Source organism: Prosthecobacter debontii (assembly GCF_900167535.1).
GTDB lineage: Bacteria > Verrucomicrobiota > Verrucomicrobiia > Verrucomicrobiales > Verrucomicrobiaceae > Prosthecobacter > Prosthecobacter debontii.
Genome location: NZ_FUYE01000004.1, coordinates 274,986 through 297,028, shown reverse-complemented (window position 1 = coordinate 297,028; position 22,043 = coordinate 274,986). Strand labels below are relative to the sequence as shown.

The 22,043-nt window shown below is 53.6% G+C and carries 20 protein-coding genes; 15 read left to right on the top strand and 5 right to left on the bottom strand.

Translation table 11 applies throughout. The features are described from left to right. Positions 1–110: 110 nt before the first annotated feature. Positions 111–1,394 carry a Gfo/Idh/MocA family protein gene (locus B5D61_RS07945; RefSeq protein ID WP_078812801.1) on the bottom strand — a complete coding sequence of 428 codons (1,284 nt, stop codon included), beginning with the start codon at positions 1,392–1,394 and terminating at the stop codon, positions 111–113. 289 nt (positions 1,395–1,683) lie between these two features. Between B5D61_RS07945 and B5D61_RS07940 the strand changes: the two genes are divergently transcribed. From B5D61_RS07940 to B5D61_RS07910, 7 genes are all read left to right on the top strand, one after another. After that, complete coding sequence (locus B5D61_RS07940) at positions 1,684–2,091, top strand: type II secretion system protein (protein ID WP_078812800.1); 408 nt, start codon at positions 1,684–1,686, stop codon at positions 2,089–2,091. Between the two features lie 145 nt (positions 2,092–2,236). After that, positions 2,237–2,743 carry a type II secretion system protein gene (locus tag B5D61_RS07935; RefSeq protein ID WP_139373130.1) on the top strand — a complete coding sequence of 169 codons (507 nt, stop codon included), beginning with the start codon at positions 2,237–2,239 and terminating at the stop codon, positions 2,741–2,743. Positions 2,744–2,769: 26 nt separating this feature from the next. Further along, positions 2,770–3,201, top strand: coding sequence for a type IV pilin protein (locus B5D61_RS07930; protein WP_078812798.1), 432 nt, complete (start codon positions 2,770–2,772; stop codon positions 3,199–3,201). A 19-nt stretch (positions 3,202–3,220) separates the two neighbouring features. Then, positions 3,221–3,754 (top strand): prepilin-type N-terminal cleavage/methylation domain-containing protein, encoded by a 534-nt coding sequence (locus tag B5D61_RS07925; protein ID WP_078812797.1) that lies wholly within the window; start codon positions 3,221–3,223, stop codon positions 3,752–3,754. 15 nt (positions 3,755–3,769) lie between these two features. After that, a complete protein-coding gene (locus tag B5D61_RS07920) occupies positions 3,770–5,938 on the top strand; it encodes a GspE/PulE family protein (RefSeq protein ID WP_078812796.1) in 2,169 nt (722 codons plus the stop codon). Between the two features lie 42 nt (positions 5,939–5,980). Continuing rightward, complete coding sequence (locus B5D61_RS07915; protein ID WP_078812795.1) at positions 5,981–6,415, top strand: response regulator; 435 nt, start codon at positions 5,981–5,983, stop codon at positions 6,413–6,415. Beyond that, positions 6,412–9,285: a hybrid sensor histidine kinase/response regulator gene (locus tag B5D61_RS07910; RefSeq protein ID WP_078812794.1), complete on the top strand. Its 2,874-nt coding sequence runs from the start codon at positions 6,412–6,414 to the stop codon at positions 9,283–9,285. Before B5D61_RS07915 ends, B5D61_RS07910 begins: the two co-directional genes overlap by 4 nt. A gap of 829 nt (positions 9,286–10,114) precedes the next feature. Here the strand turns inward: B5D61_RS07910 and B5D61_RS07905 are convergent. Continuing rightward, entirely contained in the window at positions 10,115–10,816 is a 702-nt protein-coding gene (locus B5D61_RS07905) for a hypothetical protein (RefSeq protein WP_078812793.1), read from the bottom strand. A 616-nt stretch (positions 10,817–11,432) separates the two neighbouring features. Further along, the gene (gene lspA / locus B5D61_RS07900; RefSeq protein ID WP_078812792.1) at positions 11,433–11,927 is read right to left on the bottom strand and encodes a signal peptidase II; all 495 of its coding nucleotides are present in this window, start codon (positions 11,925–11,927) and stop codon (positions 11,433–11,435) included. Positions 11,928–12,060: 133 nt separating this feature from the next. Here lspA and B5D61_RS07895 point away from each other — a divergent pair, with 133 nt between their 5' ends. The 4 genes from B5D61_RS07895 (at position 12,061) to B5D61_RS07880 (ending at position 15,406) form a co-directional block, all read left to right on the top strand. After that, positions 12,061–13,083: a LacI family DNA-binding transcriptional regulator gene (locus B5D61_RS07895; protein WP_281251756.1), complete on the top strand. Its 1,023-nt coding sequence runs from the start codon at positions 12,061–12,063 to the stop codon at positions 13,081–13,083. A 72-nt stretch (positions 13,084–13,155) separates the two neighbouring features. Further along, positions 13,156–14,004: a L,D-transpeptidase family protein gene (locus B5D61_RS07890; RefSeq protein ID WP_176159290.1), complete on the top strand. Its 849-nt coding sequence runs from the start codon at positions 13,156–13,158 to the stop codon at positions 14,002–14,004. A 313-nt stretch (positions 14,005–14,317) separates the two neighbouring features. Then, entirely contained in the window at positions 14,318–14,629 is a 312-nt protein-coding gene (locus tag B5D61_RS25630; protein ID WP_139373128.1) for a hypothetical protein, read from the top strand. A 45-nt stretch (positions 14,630–14,674) separates the two neighbouring features. Continuing rightward, on the top strand, positions 14,675–15,406 hold the full coding sequence (locus tag B5D61_RS07880; RefSeq protein WP_078812788.1) for a segregation and condensation protein A: 732 nt from the start codon (positions 14,675–14,677) through the stop codon (positions 15,404–15,406). 9 nt (positions 15,407–15,415) lie between these two features. Here B5D61_RS07880 and mutM read toward each other — a convergent pair whose 3' ends face one another. Continuing rightward, on the bottom strand, positions 15,416–16,228 hold the full coding sequence (mutM, locus tag B5D61_RS07875) for a bifunctional DNA-formamidopyrimidine glycosylase/DNA-(apurinic or apyrimidinic site) lyase (protein ID WP_078812787.1): 813 nt from the start codon (positions 16,226–16,228) through the stop codon (positions 15,416–15,418). Positions 16,229–16,373: 145 nt separating this feature from the next. Here mutM and B5D61_RS07870 point away from each other — a divergent pair, with 145 nt between their 5' ends. The 4 genes from B5D61_RS07870 (at position 16,374) to trmD (ending at position 20,707) form a co-directional block, all read left to right on the top strand. After that, on the top strand, positions 16,374–17,366 hold the full coding sequence (locus B5D61_RS07870; RefSeq protein WP_078812786.1) for an ABC transporter substrate-binding protein: 993 nt from the start codon (positions 16,374–16,376) through the stop codon (positions 17,364–17,366). Next, positions 17,363–19,117 carry a PAS domain-containing sensor histidine kinase gene (locus tag B5D61_RS07865; protein WP_078812785.1) on the top strand — a complete coding sequence of 585 codons (1,755 nt, stop codon included), beginning with the start codon at positions 17,363–17,365 and terminating at the stop codon, positions 19,115–19,117. The genes B5D61_RS07870 and B5D61_RS07865 overlap by 4 nt, the downstream gene beginning before the upstream one ends. Positions 19,118–19,128: 11 nt before the next feature. Continuing rightward, entirely contained in the window at positions 19,129–19,830 is a 702-nt protein-coding gene (locus B5D61_RS07860) for a response regulator (RefSeq protein ID WP_078812784.1), read from the top strand. A 199-nt stretch (positions 19,831–20,029) separates the two neighbouring features. Next, positions 20,030–20,707, top strand: a complete 678-nt coding sequence (gene trmD / locus B5D61_RS07855; RefSeq protein WP_078812944.1) for a tRNA (guanosine(37)-N1)-methyltransferase TrmD — start codon at positions 20,030–20,032, stop codon at positions 20,705–20,707. Positions 20,708–20,730: 23 nt separating this feature from the next. Here the strand turns inward: trmD and B5D61_RS07850 are convergent, their stop codons facing one another. Next, positions 20,731–22,038: a 3-deoxy-D-manno-octulosonic acid transferase gene (locus B5D61_RS07850; protein WP_217698941.1), complete on the bottom strand. Its 1,308-nt coding sequence runs from the start codon at positions 22,036–22,038 to the stop codon at positions 20,731–20,733. Positions 22,039–22,043 lie beyond the last annotated feature (5 nt).

Here is a 22,043-nt window from a genome sequence, read left to right as displayed (position 1 = left end):
GAAAAATAAAATTGTCGCCCGCTTGTCACTTGCCGAGGGTCGAATGCGATCAGGAATGGCTTGCATGAATAACAATCACCAGCCATTCCTCGGAACCGGATAAAATTAGCTCACAAAGGCTTGTCGTAGATTTTTTCAAACACGGCCTCGGCTCCTTCCGCGATGCGATTGGGATCAATGATCGTGATACCGTCTTCACCGAAGCGCGCCGTCACGGTCGCGCCCTTGCCTTCCTGCATGTACTTGAAATTAAGGTCCCTCACTTTGGCAGCGGCATCCACCAGGGCACTGGTGATGCGTGCCTCCTCAGCAGTTGGGTAAAGATCCGCCACGGCATCTCGGCTTTCTCCCGCAAACTTGACCCGGCTGATGGCCACAATCCCCACGGTCAGACTATCCACCCCGTAACCGATATACCCTTTGGTGCCATCGGGGCGCATCACATCACGGGTAAAGTGGTTATTGCTCGTGCGTGAGCCTCCGCCCTGATTCCACCAACGGAAGCCTCGATACTGCTGATCACTCTCCACTTTGCCATCTGCCCCCACAATCTCGTGTCCCTGATTCACAGGCCCTTCAAAGTCGGCTGGAGTCACCCAGTTGTTATGGAAATTGATGCTCATTCCGTTGTCAAAGTCCACACGGACTTGGACCGCGTCATAGGCATTGATGCCGTCGCGGATGAGGCGCTTCTTCTGCCCAACGGCGGTCAAGCTAACAGGTTTGGATTTATAATAGGACCAAATCAGATCCGTCCAGTGCGGGCCCACATAGCTAAATGGATCAGAAGACTCCACCCATTTGAAAGTGCTGGTGCTGACTTCCAGCGGCTCTTCCAAATAGGCTGTACCATAAAGTGGCGGCCCAATGCGGTTCTGGATATCATCACGAATGCGCAGGTGATCAGGATCGTAGCGCTTATGCATATCCACAGCGACGATGCAGTTCTTGGCTTTAGCCGCAGCGATGATTTCATCTGACTCCTGGATGCTTAGGCACATGGGCTTCTCTGTCAGGACATGTACACCACGCGCCAAAGCAGCGAGGATGGGCTGCGTATGAAGATGATCTGGTGTTGCGACGGCTAAGATATCGAGATCTGGGAAATCGCGCAGGATATCGTCCCACGGGGTATCCCCATGATAAGCCTTCGGCTCGTGCCCGGTCCATTCTTTGAATGCTGCGGCTGACTTCAACGCCGACTTCTCCGAGCGGGTAGCCACCGCAACGAGGTCAATTTGGACGGGCGCGAGCTCACGCGAATACTTGTCTAACCCGACCCGAGCTAACTGCCCAGCGATTCCAAATCGCTGAAGATCTGCATAGGCACGTAGGTGGACATCTCCGCCGAACATACCGGCTCCGACGAGGGCAATCTGAAGGGTTGGTTGCATGGGTCCGACTGAAAATCCAGACGGCCTCCGGTGCAACACGGGACCTCAGTATCGAAATGACGAAGATCGGCTCTGAGGTGATGGACATCGACAATTATCTGAATTCGCAGTAATTTGAGAAAACATCGCAATGGCGACCAGGATTAATAAATTCACTTTTTTATGATATATATGAAAAAAATATTGCCCATATTCAGCATGCGTTTATAATTTCCATATTCCAAACACGAATCCTCATAGGACCCGGGTGTGGAAGACAACAAACCAACAGCCCAACAAACAACACACTATGAAAAAAGTTAATCTTAACAGCTCCCTGAAAGCTGGTTTCTCCCTGGTGGAAATGCTCGTGGTGATCGCGATCATCGGCATCATCGCTGCGATCGCCATCCCAAACATCGGTAACATCAACGACAGCGCCAAGCAGGCGACCGCCCAGCGTAACGCCCAGTCCGTGGCTTCCGTCATGAATGCCGCTATCGCTGCCGGCTATGAGCCAGCTTGGTCTACCATCGACGATGTGCTGACCTCTGCTCAGGGTGACACCGTCAAGCCTACCTCGGGCCCATTCAACGGCAAAGTGTTCACCGTGGGTGACATTGATGACGAAGAAGAAGCTGCTGTGAAGACCTACCTTGAGTGGGACGACACCAACAAGCAGGTCAAGTACAAGGCGAAGAACGACACCGCCCCTTGATTCGTGACCATACCCGGCTCCAGGCTCTGGACGCCATCTCCTGATTTTACCATCATGAGCTGACGAAGTCCGGGCAGACTCTGATCCGCCGGGGACATGTTCCCCGGCGGATTTTTTTTAACCTCTCCATCGAATGCAAAGCTCCATGCCCCCAAGGAAACCCATTCGTTCTGCCTTCACTTTCGTGGAGGCCATTTTCACCATCGCCATCATTGGCATCATGGCCGCGCTAGCCGTCAGTGCTATTTCGAACGGAGCACGCGATGCGAACCGGATCGTTGCCCGCCAACAACAGTCCGCCGTGCAGGAAGCTGTGAACGCGTGGGTCATGTCCCAGACCCGTGTGCGCTCCAGCGTCAATGGACAGGAGACCGCTCAAGTTCAGACACTCAGTGCGATTCGGGCCATCTACAATGCTTTGCCGACGACCTCGGCCAAGTTTGAGAAGCTCCGCCCAGACCCCACCAACACAGACCCCAATAAGCGGGCTGGATTTCTCGATGCCACCACCGTGGCACATTTTGACGAGTACAAAAGCAAAGCGGGATCTGATAAGCTGATCTCTTCGGCTCTTTATGGGGCCAAACAATACCTCACTCTCCCAGCATGGGAAGACGGAGATATGCCGCGAGTCGTTCTCATGGATGAGTAAACACGAAAACCTCTGATCTACAGACCATGAGCCTTTTGCCATCATCCTCCAATCCCAATCAGCGTGTCCGTCATTTGGGATTTTCGTTGGTTGAAATGATGGCTTGCGTTTCCATCATTGGGATCATTGCTTTCCTCGCTATCCCCTCCATTACACGTATGCGGGCGGACAGCGAGAAGAATCTAGCCATCACACGAGCTGAAGCTCTAAATTTGGCCCAAGCATCTTTCATCCAGGTCCGGGGGCGCACCCAGGCAGCGATCGACTGGGCCGCTGCCACGAGTGATGAAGCCCGCTATCAATTGCTGCGGCCCTACATGAGTTATGCGGAATTGACGCTCCTACTCTACATGCCGGCTGGTTATACCGTCACGTTCAATCCGACCATCACCACGATGACCAAGATGCAGCTCCGAGGGCCGTCTGGTACCAGCGGACAAGAAATCATCCCTTATTAAAAATCCCTCATCGCCCCTCATGGATAAGCCCCGAAACAGTTTTGTTTCTAGCTGCCTTGCCTCACGGTCTAACCGCCCGTTGAGAGCAGGTTTTTCCATGTCCGAATTGATCATCGCGATATCGATTTTGGGAATCTTAGCTGGCATCGTCATCGTCCGCATGTGGGGAGCCTTTGGAGCAAGCCAGGAAACGCTTGCCACATCCCGAGTCGAGATGCTGAATTCCGCCCTCCATTCATGGTCTTCAGCGAACCGTGAAATGAGTTTCATGCGTCGGGATGAAACCACCTCCGATGAGCTAGTCGTCCTTCGAGACCTGCAATACCGTAATCCGAATCAAGCCTTAGCCTCAGTAGGCTCGCCATATGTACCGCCTGAGTACAACCCAGGCAATTCATCTTCGGACAAAGATTTTCGTATTCGTTGGAATGGGCGCACTTTTGAACTTGTGCGTCCAGGCGAGGCAGGAACAGGGCTACTCATGGTCTTTGACGGCTCTGACTTTACGGAACCGTTTCCGTTTCCTGAGAACTATCAATCCAGTGGTCGGTGAACCACTGCGCTTCCCATGTCTGCTCACGTTATTTCCCAACCCTCGCTTGCTCCGCAATCGTTCGGACAAGCAAGTAATTCACCAGGCGCGACTATCGACGCGAAGCAGGCAGCGATCATCTCAATTGAAGGTTTAGCTCTGCAATTCAATATGCTGCCAGTGACGCTGGTTCGGGAAAGTTGCTCCCCCGAAGCTGAGCGTATCGTGAGGAAGCTGGGCCGTGTGCCCTATGTCGCTGATCCATGGCTTCCAGTGACCATGATCGGCCCTCTGCTGGTGATGGCACATCACAATCCCAGGGCAGGAGACACCTGGGGGGTACCCTCGTTTCTCACCATTCGGGTCTTGATCTCTCAAGATCAGTATCAAAAGACGCGCAAGGACCTCGTTCAACGTTTTGGACAGCTTCCCATCGCTCAACAAAATGCGATGGAAAATGCTCATCATCCTAACTTTGCTGAGTTAGGGCTGGAGGGAACTTTCCGCTGGTTGATGGAGAATTACCCCTTCGAACCATCCGAGGTGACGAAGATGCAAGGCTTCTTCGAAAGTCAGAAGGAAAAACATCCCACCCTCGAATCCTCTCACTTCAATTCGATTCAGCGAAATCTAGGACCGGCTTTGCAGTACATGGTCAGCGGCGGACGTGCCTTGTGCTTTTCAGCCAATGAAGCGCAGCGGCAATCTTTCTTTCCCCTCCCTCTTCTGGAGCGCCACACCGTCTATCCGCTCTACATCGGCAAAAACGCCGTCTTCCTGCTAACCGAACACGCCGATTGTTATGCCTTCGAAGACGAATGGCTCTCCATGGGCAATTCGGCGGTGAAGATCGTGCCCGTTTTAGCAGACCCTGCGGGCATTCGCGATGCGATCAATCGCGCTGGTGCCACCTTTGATCCCAGTGGGGTGGTCAAGATGGATAAGGCCAATCTCACGGCCTCCGTCTCCGGCAATGAAAATGTGGTGGATATCATGGCTGAGGATATGGCGCGGATCAATCCGGCCAATCCCAACCACAGCGCGGAGGAACTTGTGCAATGGGCACTTTTCACCGCCGTTCGCTGCCGCGCCTCTGACCTTCATTTGGAGAAATACTACAATCTCGCGCGTTTCCGCGCCCGCATGGATGGCAATATGAAGACCATTCTGACGGCTCCTGAAGAGCAGCTCAACCGCTTCGTAGCGCTCCTCAAAAACTACGCCGGGATGAACCAAAATCGCCAGGAATGCCAAGACGGCCGTTTTGGCCTCAGCATCGGGCGCCGCCGGGTGGATGTTCGTGTGGCGGCTGTGCCGACCCGGCGCGAATTTCAAAAAGTGATCATGCGCTTTTTGGATAAGCAGGATGGAGTGCGCCGCCTGTCTGACTTTAACTTGGGGCAACGTCAGCTCGATATCCTGACCCGTACGATGACTCGTGACCAAGGACTGGTCTTGGTAACGGGGCCGACAGGTTCAGGTAAAACCACCACGCTGTATGCCTTGCTGAACAGTGTGAATGACGATGGGGTCAACATTCAGACGATTGAGGACCCGATCGAATACGAAGTCGAAGGTATCAACCAGACGCAAACGAATCACCACGTGGGCCTGGATTTCGCCAATGGATTGAGAGCCCTTCTACGTGCCGACCCCGACATCATTCTGATTGGTGAATCACGTGATGCGGAGACGGCCAATGCGGCTGTCAATGCTGCCCTCACCGGTCACTTGGTGTTGACCACCCTCCACGCCAACGACAGCCTTAGAGCCGTGTCTCGCCTCATGAGCATGGGTGTCGAAAAGTACCTGCTTTCCGATTCACTTGCCCTGTCACAAGCCCAGCGTCTGGTCCGCCGTCTCTGCGGTTACTGCAAGCGTCCGATGCAAGTGCCTCAAGATGTCCAGGAACTGATGGCCAAACAAAGTGTCATTTCACAACCGTTGACCCAGCCCATCTACACAGCTGTTGGCTGCCCAGAGTGTCATGGCACAGGTTATTCCGGTCGTGTCGCCCTCATGGAGCTCTGCGAAATTAGTACAGAATTGCGCGACCTCATCGAAGAAGCGGCACCGATGTCGGCCATGCGTGCCTGCGCTTTCAAACACGGATTCTTCTCGCTCTATCAAGAAGGGCTCATGCAAGTCATCGGAGGGCATACCACTCTCGATGAGATCAAATGCCTTGCGTATACAGCAGCCTAATTTTCTTTTTCCCCTCAAAATCACCGCCTTCTTCTCCCGGCTATGTCTTATCCAGCTCCATCCAGTCGTTCTCATGGGCGCATCCTCGTCGTGGATGACGAACCACAGATGCTCGCCGTTGCCAAAGCCATCCTGAATGCACATGGCATGGAAGTCGAAGTATCTGACACAGGTTCGCAAGCACTTCAGATGGTGGCTCATTCCATCCAGACCCATAATCGATTTGCGACCGTGGTTTTAGATCTCACCATGCCAGGAGATATCTCCGGGTTCGAAACACTCGACGGGTTAAAAAAAATTGATGCCGAACTCCCTGTGATCGCCTGCAGTGGGTTCTTTCAAGAAGACGCCCGCGACCTTTGCATGGCCATCGGTTTCACAGACGTCTTGCAAAAACCTTATACCTTGGAGCATCTCGTCGCCACGGTTCGCCGTGGCATTGCACGTGACCGGGCTGCTCATGATACGTTGGCATGAAGCTTCGCTTTTCCATCGCTAGCCGTTTCATGCTGCTGGGAGTGCTGGCCGTCCTCATGGGAGCCACAGTCACAGCAGCTGCGTTTTTATGGCAGGATTTCCAGATCCTCCGCCTCTCTCAACGCGCCTACATGGGCAGCATTGTACAAGCGGCTCAAGCGGAACTCCGCGCCCAAAACTTGACTCCTGAGACCTTGGTGGGCTCTCGCAACCTAACCAGTGAGTCGATCGTTCACCTGAAGATGCGTCTGCAAATTGTGGACGTTCCCACCTTGATCCAAGACCTTGGATTACGCGTGGAAATCGTCGGCCCCAATGCCAATCCCGGGCTGCCCCCCATGACGAAGACGCCGTTTATTATCGTACATGATACGGCGCTCAATCTCCAGCCGATGGAGCCAGACACCCAGCAACTCCAGGACATCGTGTATCGTGTGATGGCGGGTTCCTCCGTGGTCATTGGCGATGCCAACAATCCCCTCGAAGCCAGCCTCAAGCGTCCTTATGAATGGTTGCTGGCAGGTGCACCGCTGATGAATGCCGATGGACGGATCGCCGGGGTCATCATCGCCCGCCAGCCGCGGGTACACATTCGGCATCTTTTGAATCTTCCTCGCCTCATGGTGCCTGCACTCGGCACCGCCATCGGGTTACTCCCGGCTATTCTCGGTTTTTATCTGGTAGGTTGTGCCATCACCCGCAAAACCGAAGCGCTCAAGGCGGGTTTCGAGGCTCTCAAACAAGGCAATCTCAATCATCGCCTGCCCGCCTCCGGCCTTGATGATTTGGATTCGCTTCAGGATCAGTTCAATCATGCCATCACCGGCTTCCAACAGGAAGAATCACGACGTCAGCAGATGCTGGGGGAATTCCAAAAGGCGCGCAAACAAGCCGAGGTAGCTACTGCGGCTAAAGGAGATTTCCTGGCCAACATGAGCCATGAGATCCGCACTCCGATGAACGGCATCATCGGCACGACCTCCCTGCTTCTAGAGATGGGATTGGACCACGAGCAGGAGGAATTGGTTCGTATGATCCGTTCCTCCGGTGAGTCGCTGCTGCATCTGATCAATGACATCTTGGACTTCTCCAAAATCGAATCTGGTAAGATGGAAATCGAGGATATGCCTGTCGATATGGAGAAGCTTTTGGCGGAGGTGGCCGACGTCTTCTCTTATCGAGCCGCCGAGAAGGCGATCGAATTGAATTTCCACATGGATCCTGCTTTACCGCGGATGTTCAAAGGAGACTTTCAGCGCATCAAGCAGGTCTTGGTCAATCTCGTCGGCAACTCCATCAAGTTCACAGAAAAAGGCGAGATCCTCATTCTCGCTCGGCAGGTGAGCCGCAAGACGCCTCAAGGCGATCTTGCACATCTTCATTTCTCCGTCCGCGATACCGGCATCGGTATTCCGTCGGACAAGATTGGCAGCCTATTCCAAGCCTTTACCCAGGCCGACACTTCCACCACTCGCAAATATGGTGGTACGGGGCTCGGCCTGGCCATTTGCCGTAAGCTCTGCCGAATGATGGGTGGAGAGATTAGTGTGATCAGTGAGCAGGGGCAGGGCTCAGACTTCTTCTTTGAGCTTCCCCTTCGTGTGGCCCAGGATGACGCTGGCCGTGAAGAGGAAATCGGCTGGCAGGACATCATCAAAGATCAACGGATCATCTATCACAGCCCTCACACGACGACACAGCAGATTCTGCAACAGACACTCCGGCAATGGGCCACATCCGCCATTGCACTTCCAAAAATCGAGCCTGCCACCCTGGCTCGGGATCTGGCGGAAAGCACCGTGTTTATCTTTGACGTGAGCGCCTTCACTCCGGAGACGGCGGCTCCAATCATGAGCATTGCCGCCACCCAGGGGACTGGTATTTTGGTCTTGCTCCCCCTCACCCTCTGGAAGCTTCGAGATCAATTCACGCCCGCAGGGTACGCACGCTACGGCAAAATCAGCAAACCCGCTAAACGTCGTGAATTACTACGCTGCCTCGCCGAACTCACGCGTCAGCCTCGCGTTCCCTTGCTCCCTCAGCAGCCTGCGGCACCGCCGACTCCTCCCGGTTTATTTATCCCGCCTATGGCTGCGATGGCAGCCCCCGCATTCATCGCGCCGCAAATCTCTGATCACTCGTCAATGCCGTCTGGAAAGGCAGCCCCGATCCCTAACGCTGCACAGGCGTGGGGTTATCATCCGCCTCACCCGCCCACCCAAGAACCTCCCGCCTCTCTGCCTCCCATGAATGCCCCTGATCCCAATCCAGCGTGGCTTCAACCGCCACCACCCGCGCCACCGACCCCTCCCTCTCTCAACGGCTTTTTCCAATCCAATACGGAATCCCCTCCGCAGGCCCACTACAGTCGTGCAGGAGAGGCGGTGCATGATGCCCAGATCTCTAAGGATACGAGCCGGGCCATTGCCGCAGCAGCATCCGCCAGTGGTGAAAGTTTTGCCAAGCAAAACCCTGCCCTGATCTTGCTGGTCGAAGATCAGCCGCTCAACCAAAAGATCGCTACCATGCTTCTCCAGAGGCTGGGTTACGCTCAAGTCGATGTGGCGAATAATGGCGAAGAAGCTGTGGAGAAAGTGAGCACTGGAAGTTACGACCTCGTCTTCATGGATCTGCAAATGCCCGTCATGGGCGGCATTGATGCCGCACGTGCCATCCGCAGTAACTTTCATCTCAAAAACCAGCCCGCCATCATTGCCATGACTGGACACGCACTCACCGGCGTCCGGGAAGAATGTAAAGAAGTGGGTATGAACGCCTTCCTAACGAAGCCCGTCAGTCTCGATGATTTCCGCAAGACCATCCCTCCTTGCTTGGAAAAAGAAGCGGCTTTGAGGCCGATGGTTTTATAGCAAAAACTTCCCCAGAGCAGCAATCGCGCTGCATTTGGAGGATGTCTATTTTTCTTCGCCGCAGAGACTGAGGTGCCTCAAAAAACCATCCGCTTCTCAGCGATCGAGAGGACAAAGTTAGAACCTGGAAAGCAAGCACGTGTCTGACGCCGATTCCTCTCCAGGAGGTCTTTATCAGCTCATCCCCTGGCGTTTCTCCAAAGGAAACCCAAATAGAAGATCAAGGCCCGTTTACTCGACTTGAGCTCCGGCCGGAATCGAAACGTGGCACGTTAACGATCAATCAGATTAGGGAATCTGGGCGACAAGTGGCCCAAGGCCATCGGGTCTATGCTTTTTAGCAAAGCTTCCCATCCAAATCAGCGCCTTGCAGGATTGGGGGTAAATCAGGGACCACTCGAAAACCCGCTTTATCACAAATGAAAAAGGCCAAGGGAACTCCCTGGCCTCAAACTATCGTTCATGGGTTGGCCGCTGCTTTTTAAGCAGCCAATCGGATCTCTGTCGCAGACGTCGAGAAGGTATTCCAGAAAGAACCACTCGCTTCAGTTCCCTCAGGAGATTGCCCGCGCGCCTCGTCGATAAACTGCTGGACTCCTTCGGCGCCTACAGGCGCTTGCGACCGTTGTCCATAGGCCGGCATCGAATTCCAACCTACAACGATCTCGCTGAGACGGCTGCTATCGTGAGAAACAGTGAGAAAAGAGCTTTTCATAAAAGTGAGAGCCACGAGACACTATGGCAATTTTATCGAGTTTGAAAAGCCTGATTCTTTTACCTGCATCGCCAAAATGATTTGCGACTAGCAAAAGAGTCGCAGTTTTAAGAATCACAATCCAAAAGGATGACGGGGGCTGAAACCAGCGTAGCTACGGCCTTTGGTGCGCCAGCGTGGGCCTTCACCAGCCATGCCACCGGAGGTGTCCAGACGAAGGCCGCACACAGTCATGAAAACATGATCCCCAGGCTTCACCCAAATCGTGATGAAGCGCCCCTCACCCGCTTGGCCATAGTTCGCAAAACCAGCAGATGTTAAAGGGCTCTTCAATAAGCCTGCTTTGATCAAAGTGTAGGATGTGGAGCTCGAGCAATCATAAGCACGATCTTCCACGCGGCCATGGCCTGCCCCGCGGACATATGGACTGCTCTGCAAATGATTCGCAGCGTTGATGAGATACTGCACCTGAGTTGGCAGGCTCGCTGAGCAAGAAGCGTAGCGACCGTCGAAACGAATCAGTGAACCAGCCACAGGAGCCGTGCGAGCCACAGGCACTGCCCGGGCAGCCATCATCTGCTGCTGTTGCATGCGAGCCTGATAAGCGGCTGCAGCTTGCTGCTGAGCATAATAAGCGGCGGCGGCGGCTTGCTGCTGCATCTGCGCATAATAAGCAGCCTGCTGTTGCTGGGCGTAGGCAGCCTGTTGGGCCGCATAATGGCTCGCAGCATATCCATACTGGGCGGAAGCCGCCTTCGGAGCGGCGCAGATAACGACCAAGAGAAAAAGGACAGCGATGCGAGAAAAAGTCTTCATGCAGTTATTCTGTTTGATATGGCAATTATATCAAAAACTAGAATCACTGCAATAACCAATTTCTAAATTTGTAGAATTTCTGTAATTTGAGATTTTTTGAATTCGTCAGAACTTTTGAAATTGAACCGCTTTTCCAACGTAAAACGCGTTATTTATTGATTTTAAACATATTACATCATGAGATCGCTCTAATCAGTTCTGCGAAATCAACTCTTTATGTTTAACATAATTTTAATATTAAGCTCGTATGGATTCCATTTTATGATAAAACGCCTCTTTATTTTGGAATTATGCCTCCTACAACCTGCCTTCTTTTGAGCGGCCGTTACTGTTTTTGCCCCGGTTTCGGGAAAAGAGATCTCTTTCGAATGAGAGAAGCCTCACTCTCCCACGTCCACAGCAACTCCACAGGGCCGTACGCGAGGCAAAACAATTCTCGATTTTGCTACCCATTGAGGAAGAGCTCCAAAAACACTTGGCTGAGAGTCCTCCAGGTCCAGGGTTCACGCTCCGATCCTGGACGTTCTCAAAAATAAAAAAGGCCCGTCCAGTAGGACGGGCCTCAAAATCTGTTAAATTGACGAGACTAAAGATCCGGAATCCGAGGACTCCTCAATCACGCTTTCTTTTGAGAGGCTGGCGATGCCTCGACGAAGGATGCAATCGCTAGTAGGATGGCAGCAACCACCACGCATGAGTCCGCGACGTTGAATGACGGCCAGGGATTGAAAGGTGGAAAACCAAAATCAAACCGGAGAAAATCCACCACATAGCCATGCAGGAAGCGATCCGTCAGATTTCCCAAAATGCCTGCGACAAGCAGTCCCACCGCCGTGCGACTGAATACCCCAGGGAAAGCGCCCTTCCTGTAAAGAATCGTAATGAAGGTCAACGCTGTGAGCGAAATGGCGCCGAAGGCGTAATTGGCATATTCAGTGCCGTTGAACAGGCCAAAGGCGACCCCCGTGTTGGCAGTGTGATGGAGCCAGAAGACCCCAGGAATGACTTCCTGCTCCGTGACGTGCAATTCAAAATGTCTGACAATCCAGAGCTTCGACCACTGATCTAGGATGTACAGAGGCAGGGATAAAAGCAGCAAAAGGCGGATCATGGCGGGTTGGAAATCTTCCTTTCCATAAGCGGCCTTAAGAACTTCTCAAGCGCTCAAGCCGACCAACTACGGCCCTTCATCCTTTCGAAGTCCTGTTCTTGCCTCCTGCTCTCTCGAGCGCATGCTGTGAAAGGTGAGCCATCCAAGTCTTCAAATCATTGCCGACACACTCGGAATCTCAAAAATGACCGTCTCACGGGCACTGCGTGGAGAGCGTTATGTGGCATCCACGTTGCGTGAGCGGATTCTTCAGACCGCCTCTGATCTGGGGTATCGCCCTGACCCGGACATTGCCAAACTGATGACGCACATGCGGCGAAAGCGCCTCACTCAGGCACCACGGACTCTGGCCTTTATCTGGTCGGATAAAGTTTCACCCGATACCGAATTATCCCCTTGGTCTCGTCAGCTTATTGCGGGTGCCCGGGAAAGAGCCAGCCATCTGGGATTTCATCTCGATGACTTTTATTTGGCCGCTAAGGGTATGTCAGGAAGACGGCTATCTGAAATCCTCGAAGCCCGAGGCATTTCCGGTTTTATCCTGTCTCCACTCATCTCTCGAAGTCGCGGTCATGTCTCCATGCAGTGGGAGAAATTCAGCAGCGTGGTGGTCGGTCTGGGCTACGCCCGCCCGCCGATGCACCGGGTTCACCACCATCATTACCTCGGAATGATGACCGCGATGCGCCAGCTGAAAAAGCTCGGCTACCGACGAATCGGCTACTATGGCGGCAGTGTGGTCGATGACCGGATGTTCGGTGCCTGGTCGGCCAGTTTTTTATCCCATCATCCCCTGCCTTTGAAACAGGCAGCCGAATTGCTGAACCTGAAAAGGGAACCCAAACGAGAAGACTTCCGCCGCTGGTTGGAGCTTCGTCAACCTGAGGTGGTGATCGAAAGCGGCCAAAGTCTGGAAAACTGGCTGGAGGATATCCCCATTCCAGAAAAACTTGGGCTAGTCACCCTTGGCTGGAGGCCCGACCGGTCACATTGGGCCGGCATCGATCAGCAGGTGGATGTTCTGGGGGCGACGGCAGTCGACCTACTGGTCGCCCAAGAACAGCAAAATGAGCGGGGAATCCCTGAACATCCCAAAATCGTCATGACCGAAGGGATTTGGCGTGCAGGAGAAACCCTCCGCCGCCTCCGAGTGTGACGGGTATTTTTGATCAAAGCCACCTTTTCTCCCACTATAGAGAGAGGCCCCTGTTCCAACTCAGATTCTGTCATGCGTCACTCTCATTGGCTCGTCATCGCTTTGGCCATTGGGTTAGGGCTATTAACAGCAAGGTCTAATCTTGCTCCGGAATCCTGTAGCCGCTGTGCGCAGGCCATCCAACCCCACCTGGAAAGCATTTTTTCACCTCCCGTGCAAATGTCGCTCCCCTACCCCACTCCACCTGTCGACGAAGAATGGCGGAAGCTCTCGGCTGAAAAACGTCTGCACAACGTAAGAGCTCGCTTGATGCCCATGTTGGCCGAAGAACTCGACAAACACGGCCTGAGCCTGGGCCAGCCAGCCTTCATCCGTCTTTTCAAAGAAAGCCGTGAGCTGGAACTTTGGCTGCAAAGCGCCTCCGGCTGGAAACGGTTCCGAACTTATCCCATTGCTGCGATGTCCGGTGAACTGGGGCCCAAACTCAAGGAAGGCGATGGCCAAGCCCCGGAAGGCATCTACTCGGTCACCCACCGCTCCCTGAATCCCGCCAGCAGCTACCACCTGTCTTTCAATATTGGTTACCCAAACGCTTACGATCAGCATCACGCGCGCTCGGGTAGCTACATCATGATCCATGGCGCTGAAGTAAGCATTGGCTGCTTTGCCATGACCGATCCCGTGATTGAGGAGATCTACTTGATCGTGGAAGCCGCCTTAAACCAAGGACAGTCCCTCATTCAAGTCCATGCTTTTCCCTTCCGCTTCACCGAGGAAAAATGCGCAAGCCAGCTAACAACGACCCATCCTTGGGGAGCCTTTTGGCAGGAACTCCAGCCGATCTATGCCCATTTTGAGACCCATTTGGTTCCGCCAAAAGTCGATTCACTGGCAGGTCGTTACTCACTGATCTCACCGTGAAAAATGGGAAAGATGAACCCTCTGTCTGCCATCGATGATTTTAAAAATCAATGCCTCCATCGCAGCACGATTGACACCTAAGTAGAATATTAAATAATCAGGCTTCGTAAATTGGTGCTCACCTGTTACCATTTTCATCCTTATGAAGAGTGGCCATTATTCCCTCAGTCTCCTGTTGATTGTTTTTAGCTTGATGAGCTTATCGACTGCGCAGGCAACCGATAAGCCAGTGCGCGTCAAGCCATCCAAAGTCAGTTCAGCCAAATCCAGGTTTCGGGAAAAGCAATTCACGGACTGGTTGGCGTTTGAGGCCATGAATAAGCTCTCTGAGAGCAAGCGAGCCAGTGGCGAACAAATGATATACTATGAATACCATGAGGGAAAAATGGCCTACCGAGCCATTTTCTCGAAAGCCATTCAATTCAACGGCTGGTGGCGCATCACGATCTCTGGAGAGCGTGAGATGGAGAACCAAGTGAATGATTACAAAAGTAAAGGCTTTGAACCTCTTTTTGTCGTCCTCGAAGGAAATTTCTACAGCATGCTCTTCGTCAAGCCCGATCAACTCGATGCTGCGCGTAAACTGACCGCCGAACTTGGAATTGAGCCGCCTGTATTGAAGTAAATATTTCTCCTCGCGTCTGTCCACTTCCCGCTCATAGCTCCCCAAGTGGAAGACAAGGATTACAAGGTCAAACTGGAGATTTTCGAGGGGCCCCTCGATCTGTTGCTCTATCTCATCAAAAAAGATGAGATCGACATCTATGACGTCTCAATCGGGCGCATCACCAAGCAGTACCTGGACTATATCGATACTTTCAAGATGCTGAACATCGAGGTGGCGAGTGAGTTCATCGTGATGGCCGCCAACCTGATGTACATCAAAAGTCGTGAACTGCTGCCCCAAACTCAGCAGCCCCCTGAGGACGATGCAGATGAAGAAGATCCACGCTGGGAACTCATTCGGCAGCTCGTCGAGTACAAGAAATTCAAAGACGCCGCCATGTTCCTTGGCACGCAGGAAGTTAAGGCGGACGAGTTTTTCGCCACAACCCCGGAACTCCCAGATCTGAGTGCACCGCCTCCGGATGTGGTGGGGCAGGTTGGTATCTTTGACCTCATCCAAGCTTTTCAAAAAGTCTTGAAGCGTTTTGAAAACAGCACCGACATTCGTGAGATCGTCAGTGATCGCTTCACCGTCGCGGACAAGATCGAGCATCTACTGGAGACGATTGTCATCGGCAGCCGCGTAAGGTTTGACAGTCTCTTCAGTTCTGCTGCGAGCCGGGTGGAAGTCATTGTCACTTTCCTAGCGATGCTGGAGCTGATGAAGCTGAATCATCTGATGGTGGAACAGGAAAAGATGCTGGGAGATATCGTGGTGATCCGCCCTGCGCTTTAATCAGTTTTTTCACTTCTGGCAATGCGGGCAGTAAAAGGTCGAACGGTTGCTCATGACCTTCCTCTTCACGGGTGTCTCACAGGTGTGGCAAGTCTGTCCTTCTCGATCATACACACGCAGCGTCTGTTTGAAGTAACCTGGCTCTCCCTTCTCATTGAGAAAATCACGCAAGGTAGTGCCGCCCATCTCAATGGAGGCGCTCAGCACTTCCTGAATAGCGAGAACGAGTTTGGATAACTTGAGTTGGCTGACTTTACCGGCCTGTTGGTGAGGTGAGATCCCTGCCATGAATAAGGCCTCACAAGCGTAAATGTTCCCCACTCCCACCACCACATGGCTGTCCATGATGACGGCTTTGATCGGAGCCGTGCGAGCTTCACATTGCTGACGAAGATACCCCACCGTGAAATCCTCCGATAGCGGCTCTGGTCCTAACTCTGCCAAAAGAGGATGCCTGGTTACATCTCCAGAGATCCATAACGCCGCGCCAAATCTTCGTGGATCGTGAAGGCGGATCTGCTGCTGATGATCGGTGGTTAGCGCCAAATGATCATGCTTACGCCAAGGGGTATCTGGACTGGTCACTCGCAAGCTACCTGACATCCCCAAATGCAGCATGAGCGTGCCCTTGGCTGACTCAAAGAGCATGTATTTGCCACGGCGTCTGCCGGATAGGATTCGCTGCCCCTCCACTTCGTGAATCGAATCTGGCACAGGCCAGCGTAAGCGTCGATCCCGCACAATCACTTCGCGCATGGTCCTCCCCACCAAATACGGGGATACTCCTCTCAGGGTCGTCTCGACTTCGGGTAGCTCAGGCATGATGGATGGTCGGAATAAAACATACGCATGCCCCCAACCTGGGGGCCACGGTTCAGTCTCTGCGAATAGCAAAAGATTGCTTTAGGCTGGGCTAAAGCAGAAGAATGCGGCATTCGAATGGATTTTCAGGTATAATTCGACGCTGATGATCAAACTGGGACCACGTGCCACCGCTCTGAGTGTCGCTGGAATGGGCTTGTTGCTTTGCATGCTGGCCTTACTCTGGCCAGAACCTAAGGAAAATCGACCCTTTACTTTGGCTGTCGGTGTGTGGCCAGGCATGGAAACACTGACCTTAGCACGGGAACAAGGCGGCTTCCTCGACTCACGCTTCAACTTTGTCGAACTCTCTTGGACATCCGCCACGATGATGGCCTTTGAAAACCGCGTGGTGGACGGTGCGGTGATGACGTTGGATGAAATGCTGCGGCTCCGATCCGGCGGCCATGCCATCAAAGCCATCCTCGTTTTAGGCCTCCCACAAGGAGGCGATGCCATTGTCTCACTCCCCGACTTGACCAAGCTGACCGATATCCGTGGAAAACGTGTGGGAGTGGAACTGCGTGCCTCAGGGGAATATTTTTTAGCCAAAGCATTGCACAGTGTCGGCCTAACCACATCAGACGTCACACTTGTTCCACTGAACTTGGCTGAAGCAGAAAATGCCTTCGAGCAAAAAGAGCTCGATGCCCTAGTTACCAATGATCCTATTCGGGAACGCTTACTGAAAAAAGGTGCTCATGTTTTAACCGATTCCGAGCAAATCCCTGCGGATCTCTATCGGGTACTCGTTGTCAGACAGGACCTCACCACGGATCGGCAGGCAGAACTTCGAAGCCTGATTAAAATACATTTTGCCACCTTGCCTGTGCTACGCTCAGGCAAGCCCGAAACTGCCATGGCCGCAGTGTTACGGCGGGAGCGTCTTAACAGGATTGAATTTCAACGGGTCGTCAACCGCATCGTCGATATCAGCCGAGAAGCAAACATACGCCTCCTGACGCCAGGTTCGGAAAGCCTGGAATCTGCACTTAGCAAGACGGCCACGTTTATGAAAGCTCAGGGTCTCCTGGATGAAGATGTTCCGCTTCAGGGATTGCTGGACGCAAACTTTGTGAAAGGAGGTTCGGAACCATGAGATTCAGCACGCTCCAGTTCCGCCTATCCGCACTGGTGTTTGCGTTTGGCATCTTCATCATCACCATCAGTGTTACCCGCCAATACTTTCGGGATGTTTCAACCAAGCGCTCACAGATGCGTTTGAATGCTTACAGCGAGGGCTCTCGCCTGTCAGGCCTCGCTCAACATTTTTTACGACGTCACCTCCCTCAATCGGCCGATCTTGTGATTGGTTATACCTCGGTCGATCCTAACCTCCTCCACGCGGTGATCTGTGATGGCAATGACATCGTTCGACATGCCGCTGAACAACAATGGAGAGGCTTGCATTTAAGCCAAACCCCCGTTGCGGCAGCGGCATCCATGCTTGAAAAAATTCGCAAGAAAATGGAGGGGCGCATTGAAGAGATCGAAGAGGGTCGCCGCATGATCGCTGCTTACCCTTTTTGGGATGTGGATGGCGGTATGACGAAAGGAACTGTCATCCTCGAGTACGACCTTGGGAGTGCCATGGAAGCCGCTCGCGAACAGGTTTTTTACGACTCGGTTGCAGAGGCCTGCGCCCTCTTTGGGGGATGCCTGTTATTGTGGTCCATCCTTCATATTACAGTCACAGATCGTGTTTCGCACATTATCGAACAAGCTCAGAAAATCGGCTGGGATCAAGACGATGAGGATACGATCAAAGGTTCAGACGAACTGACCAAAGTGTCTCAGAGCTTTATGGAAGCAGTCAAGAGGCTGCGTGCTACAGAGCAACGATTCCGCCACATTGCAGCGAGCATGCGTGACGTCTTTTGGGTGGCTCCTGCGCGAAAAGGAGAAGCCATTTATGTCAATCCATCCTATGAACGGCTTTGGGGCCGAAGCTCGGCCAGACTCGCTCATCAGCGTTGGGAATGGCTGCATGGAGTCATAAAAGAAGATCGTCGCAAGGTGCTCAACACGCTTCGGAGGCTCAGACATCAAGCGGGTGAGGTGGACCTGGAAATCCGCATCGAATATTCAGAAACAGTGCGATGGATGAATTGTCGTTGTTTCTCAATCCGCAAACCCAATGAGCCGTATGGAGATCTCCAAGTCATGGGAGTCATGATCGACATCACTGAACGCAAACGACTGGAACGCCAATTGATTGAAATTGCCGAACAAGAACGCCGCCGCATTGGCCAAGACCTTCATGATGATGTCTGTCAACGCCTCGCTGCGGCTCACCTGAAGACCGGAGTATTACAAAGCATTTTAACGCGCGCCTCATTACCTCAAGCCAAGCTGGCTGGAGACCTGGAACATGAACTGGCGGAAGCCACAGATATCGCTCGTCGTTTTGCCAAAGGCCTTGCCCCCGTTGCCGTCGGTTCAGAAGCCTTACCGCAAGCCTTGAATGAGTTGGCTGCGTTCCTTGCGCGAGCTTTCGGACTGCGCTGCACGGCTTCTTGTGATCCCGTCGAAGGTCTGATCGCTCCTGAGACGGCTGCACAGATCTATCGCATCGCTCAAGAACTCTCCACCAATGCGGCTAAACATTCTCATGGAACGTGGATTGAGATCAGTTTGGCTCAAATGGAAGATAGCCTGCACTTGGAGATCTCACATGATGGTATCAGCTTCGAACCTCGATCTGAACCAAAATCGCCCGGAATGGGTCTATACTTAGTACAGCAGAGAGTGGATGCCCTTGAGGCTACGTTGATCTTTCGCCCGCTCCCTCAGGCCCATGGCACCTTGGCCATCTGTGAAATCCCTCTTCAAGAGAATATCCCAAGCTAACCTAACCATTTATGGCTTACGCTCAATCTCCCTCCGATGCCCCGCTTCATAAACCCCGACGCGTTGCGATTGTGGACGACCACACCATGATGCGTGGAGGCATGAAAGTCTTCATCGATAGCCTTCCCGACTTCGATTGCTGCTGGACATCCGAAGATGCACGAGATGCCATGCTGCAGCTTGAGAACGAGCGACCCGATATTCTCATCATGGATATCACACTCCCGGATCGAAACGGCATTGAAGTGGTCAAAGATATTCATGCCTTGTATCCCGAATTGCCCATCCTGATGATGTCAATGCATGACGAGACTTATTATGCTCTTCGAGCTCTGAAGGCAGGTGCAAAAGGCTATGTCATGAAAAATGTCTCTCACGACATCTATGAGCGAGCCCTCCACCGGATCGCAGACGGCGGCACTTGGCTCAGTGAAGCGATGTCAGAACAGATGATCAAGGTTTATACCAATGGCCCTCGCCGCGATAGTGACGACGGCTTGGAAGTCCTCACGGATCGTGAGTTTGAAGTCTTCCAACTGATTGGTGAAGGCAAAAGCACTCATCAAGTCGCTGACGCTCTTCATATCAGTACAAAGACCGTGGACGTGCATCGTTCCAATATCCGAACAAAGTTGAAGATGGAAGATGGTTCTGCTGTGGTTCGATTCGCCATTCGATGGATCGAATCTCGCCGTGCGGTGGCTCAAGCGTGACCTCCAACTGAATTTTTAGACAATACTCTGAATAGAGCGATTGGAAGAGGAGTTAGAAGACCACGCCAAGAACCGAGCTTTCTTAATGTTCCGAGAGGAAAAGGCCTGGCATCGGGAGAATGCGCTCTACGGGCCTCAGGCTGGGTTGATGTGCGGCTCCCAACTTGCGCACCCCTTGGCTCCAAGCCATAGCTTCAGGGTGCGTTTAGACATCATCACTCTTTTCCCAGAACTTATCACCGTGCCAATGAGCACCAGCATCATGGGGCGAGCCCAAGAAAAGGGGGCGATCTCGTTGGGTGTTTATGATCTGCGTGATCATGGACTGGGTAGGCATAAACAGGTCGATGACACTCCTTACGGAGGTGGGCAAGGCATGCTTTTGAGACCGGAACCGCTATTTGCTGCTTTGGAAAAAGTACATACCGAGACCAGCCGCGTGATCTTAATGTCTCCTGCCGGCAAGCCGTTCAAACAATCCGATGCACAACGATTAGCAGGCGAAAAGCATCTGATATTTCTTTCGGGCCACTACGAGGGGATCGACCAGAGGGTTGTCGATCATTGGGTGGATGAGGAGTTGAGCCTGGGCGACTATGTGCTGACGAATGGAGCCATCGCTGCAGTCGTGGTGATGGATGCGATCGTGCGCTTGCTGCCCGGAGTCCTGGGCGATGACCTGAGTGCAGTGGAAGAGTCTTTCGGCTCTGTCGGTCTTCTTGAAGCACCCCATTATACAAAACCCGCTGAATTCCAAGGCTTACGTGTGCCGGATGTCCTTCTGAGCGGTAATCACGCCAAGATCGCCGAGTGGCGTCACCACCAAGCAATCGAACGAACGAAGAAAATACGCCCAGATCTATTTGGAGGCTCCTGAAAGGAAAATACTCCCAAGATCAGTCACAGCAGATGCTGCACAGTCTTCAGGGTGGCACCCTCGTGCCGGGCTAGGGCAGCGTGGCCGTTGACTCCGAGGCGAGCGCACTCGGCAGGGGTGAGGAGGAGGTGATCCAGGGATTGCTCCAGCATGCTGATGTCGGGCACCTGGACGGCTCCTTCCTGGGCGAGCAGAAGCTCGATAAGGGCCTGAAAGTTCTCCATGTGAGGGCCGAAGAGCACGGGTTTACGTGCCATGACAGCCTCGGCGGGGTTTTGCCCGCCCGTGGCGAGGAAGCTTTTGCCGACGACCACGAGAGTGGCGAGTTCCTGCCAAGCACGAAGCTCGCCGGTGGTGTCGATAAGGAGGGTGGAGCAGGGACCGGTAATCTGGCTGCGGCGCTGGACGGGGATGCCAAGACTGGCCAGTTCCTCCACCAAAGCGGCGGCACGCTCGACATGGCGAGGCACGATGAGGAGGGCGAGGCAAGGGTGACTCTGGCGCAGGCGTTGGGTCATCTGGGCGAGCAGGGCTTCCTCGCCTGGATGGGTGCTGGCCAGGAGGAGCACCGGTTGATCGGCCCGGATGCCTGCGGTTTGAAGAATGCCCTGGAGGGTCTGCACCTGGGCGGGATCAGCGGCAGCGCCCTGGGGATCGAACTTGATGCTGCCGGTGTGGTGGATGCGCTCGGCAGGCACGGCCAGAGCGGTCCAACGGGCGACATCCTCCGGCTCCTGGACGAGCACCTGATGGAGCATAGAGAAGACAGGTTTGATCAAAAAGCCGAGCTGCTGGAAGCGACGCTCGGAGCGCGCCGAGAGGCGGGCATTGACGAGGGAAACCGGGATGCTCTGGCGGCGGGCGGTGGCGACGAGATTCGGCCAAACCTCCGCCTCCACGAGGACGATCTGAGAGGGGGCGAGGGCCTGAATGAAACGACGTCCGACGCCTGGAAGATCCAGCGGGGAGTAAAGAACGACGAGACGGCCCGATTGACGTTGCGCAAACTCAGTCGCTAGAGCGTAGCCAGTCGGGGTGGTGGTGGTGAGGACGATGCCCAGCCCAGGCTGCTGGCGGAGCATGGCGGTGATGAGCTTGGTCGCGATGCCGACCTCCCCGACGCTGACCGCGTGCATCCAGAGGCGGGAGGTTCCCGGCGGCAGGATGGCGATAAGACGCTGATGCTCCGCCGAGAGGAAACCGAAGCGCTGCCAGAGATCACTCCAGCGCCCCCCGCGCTGGCGCATTTTACGGATGGCCCCGGGCAGCATGAAAAGCAGACCCACGGGGAGGAGCAGATTGTAGATGAGGAGACTGAGGGTCAGGGACATTCGGG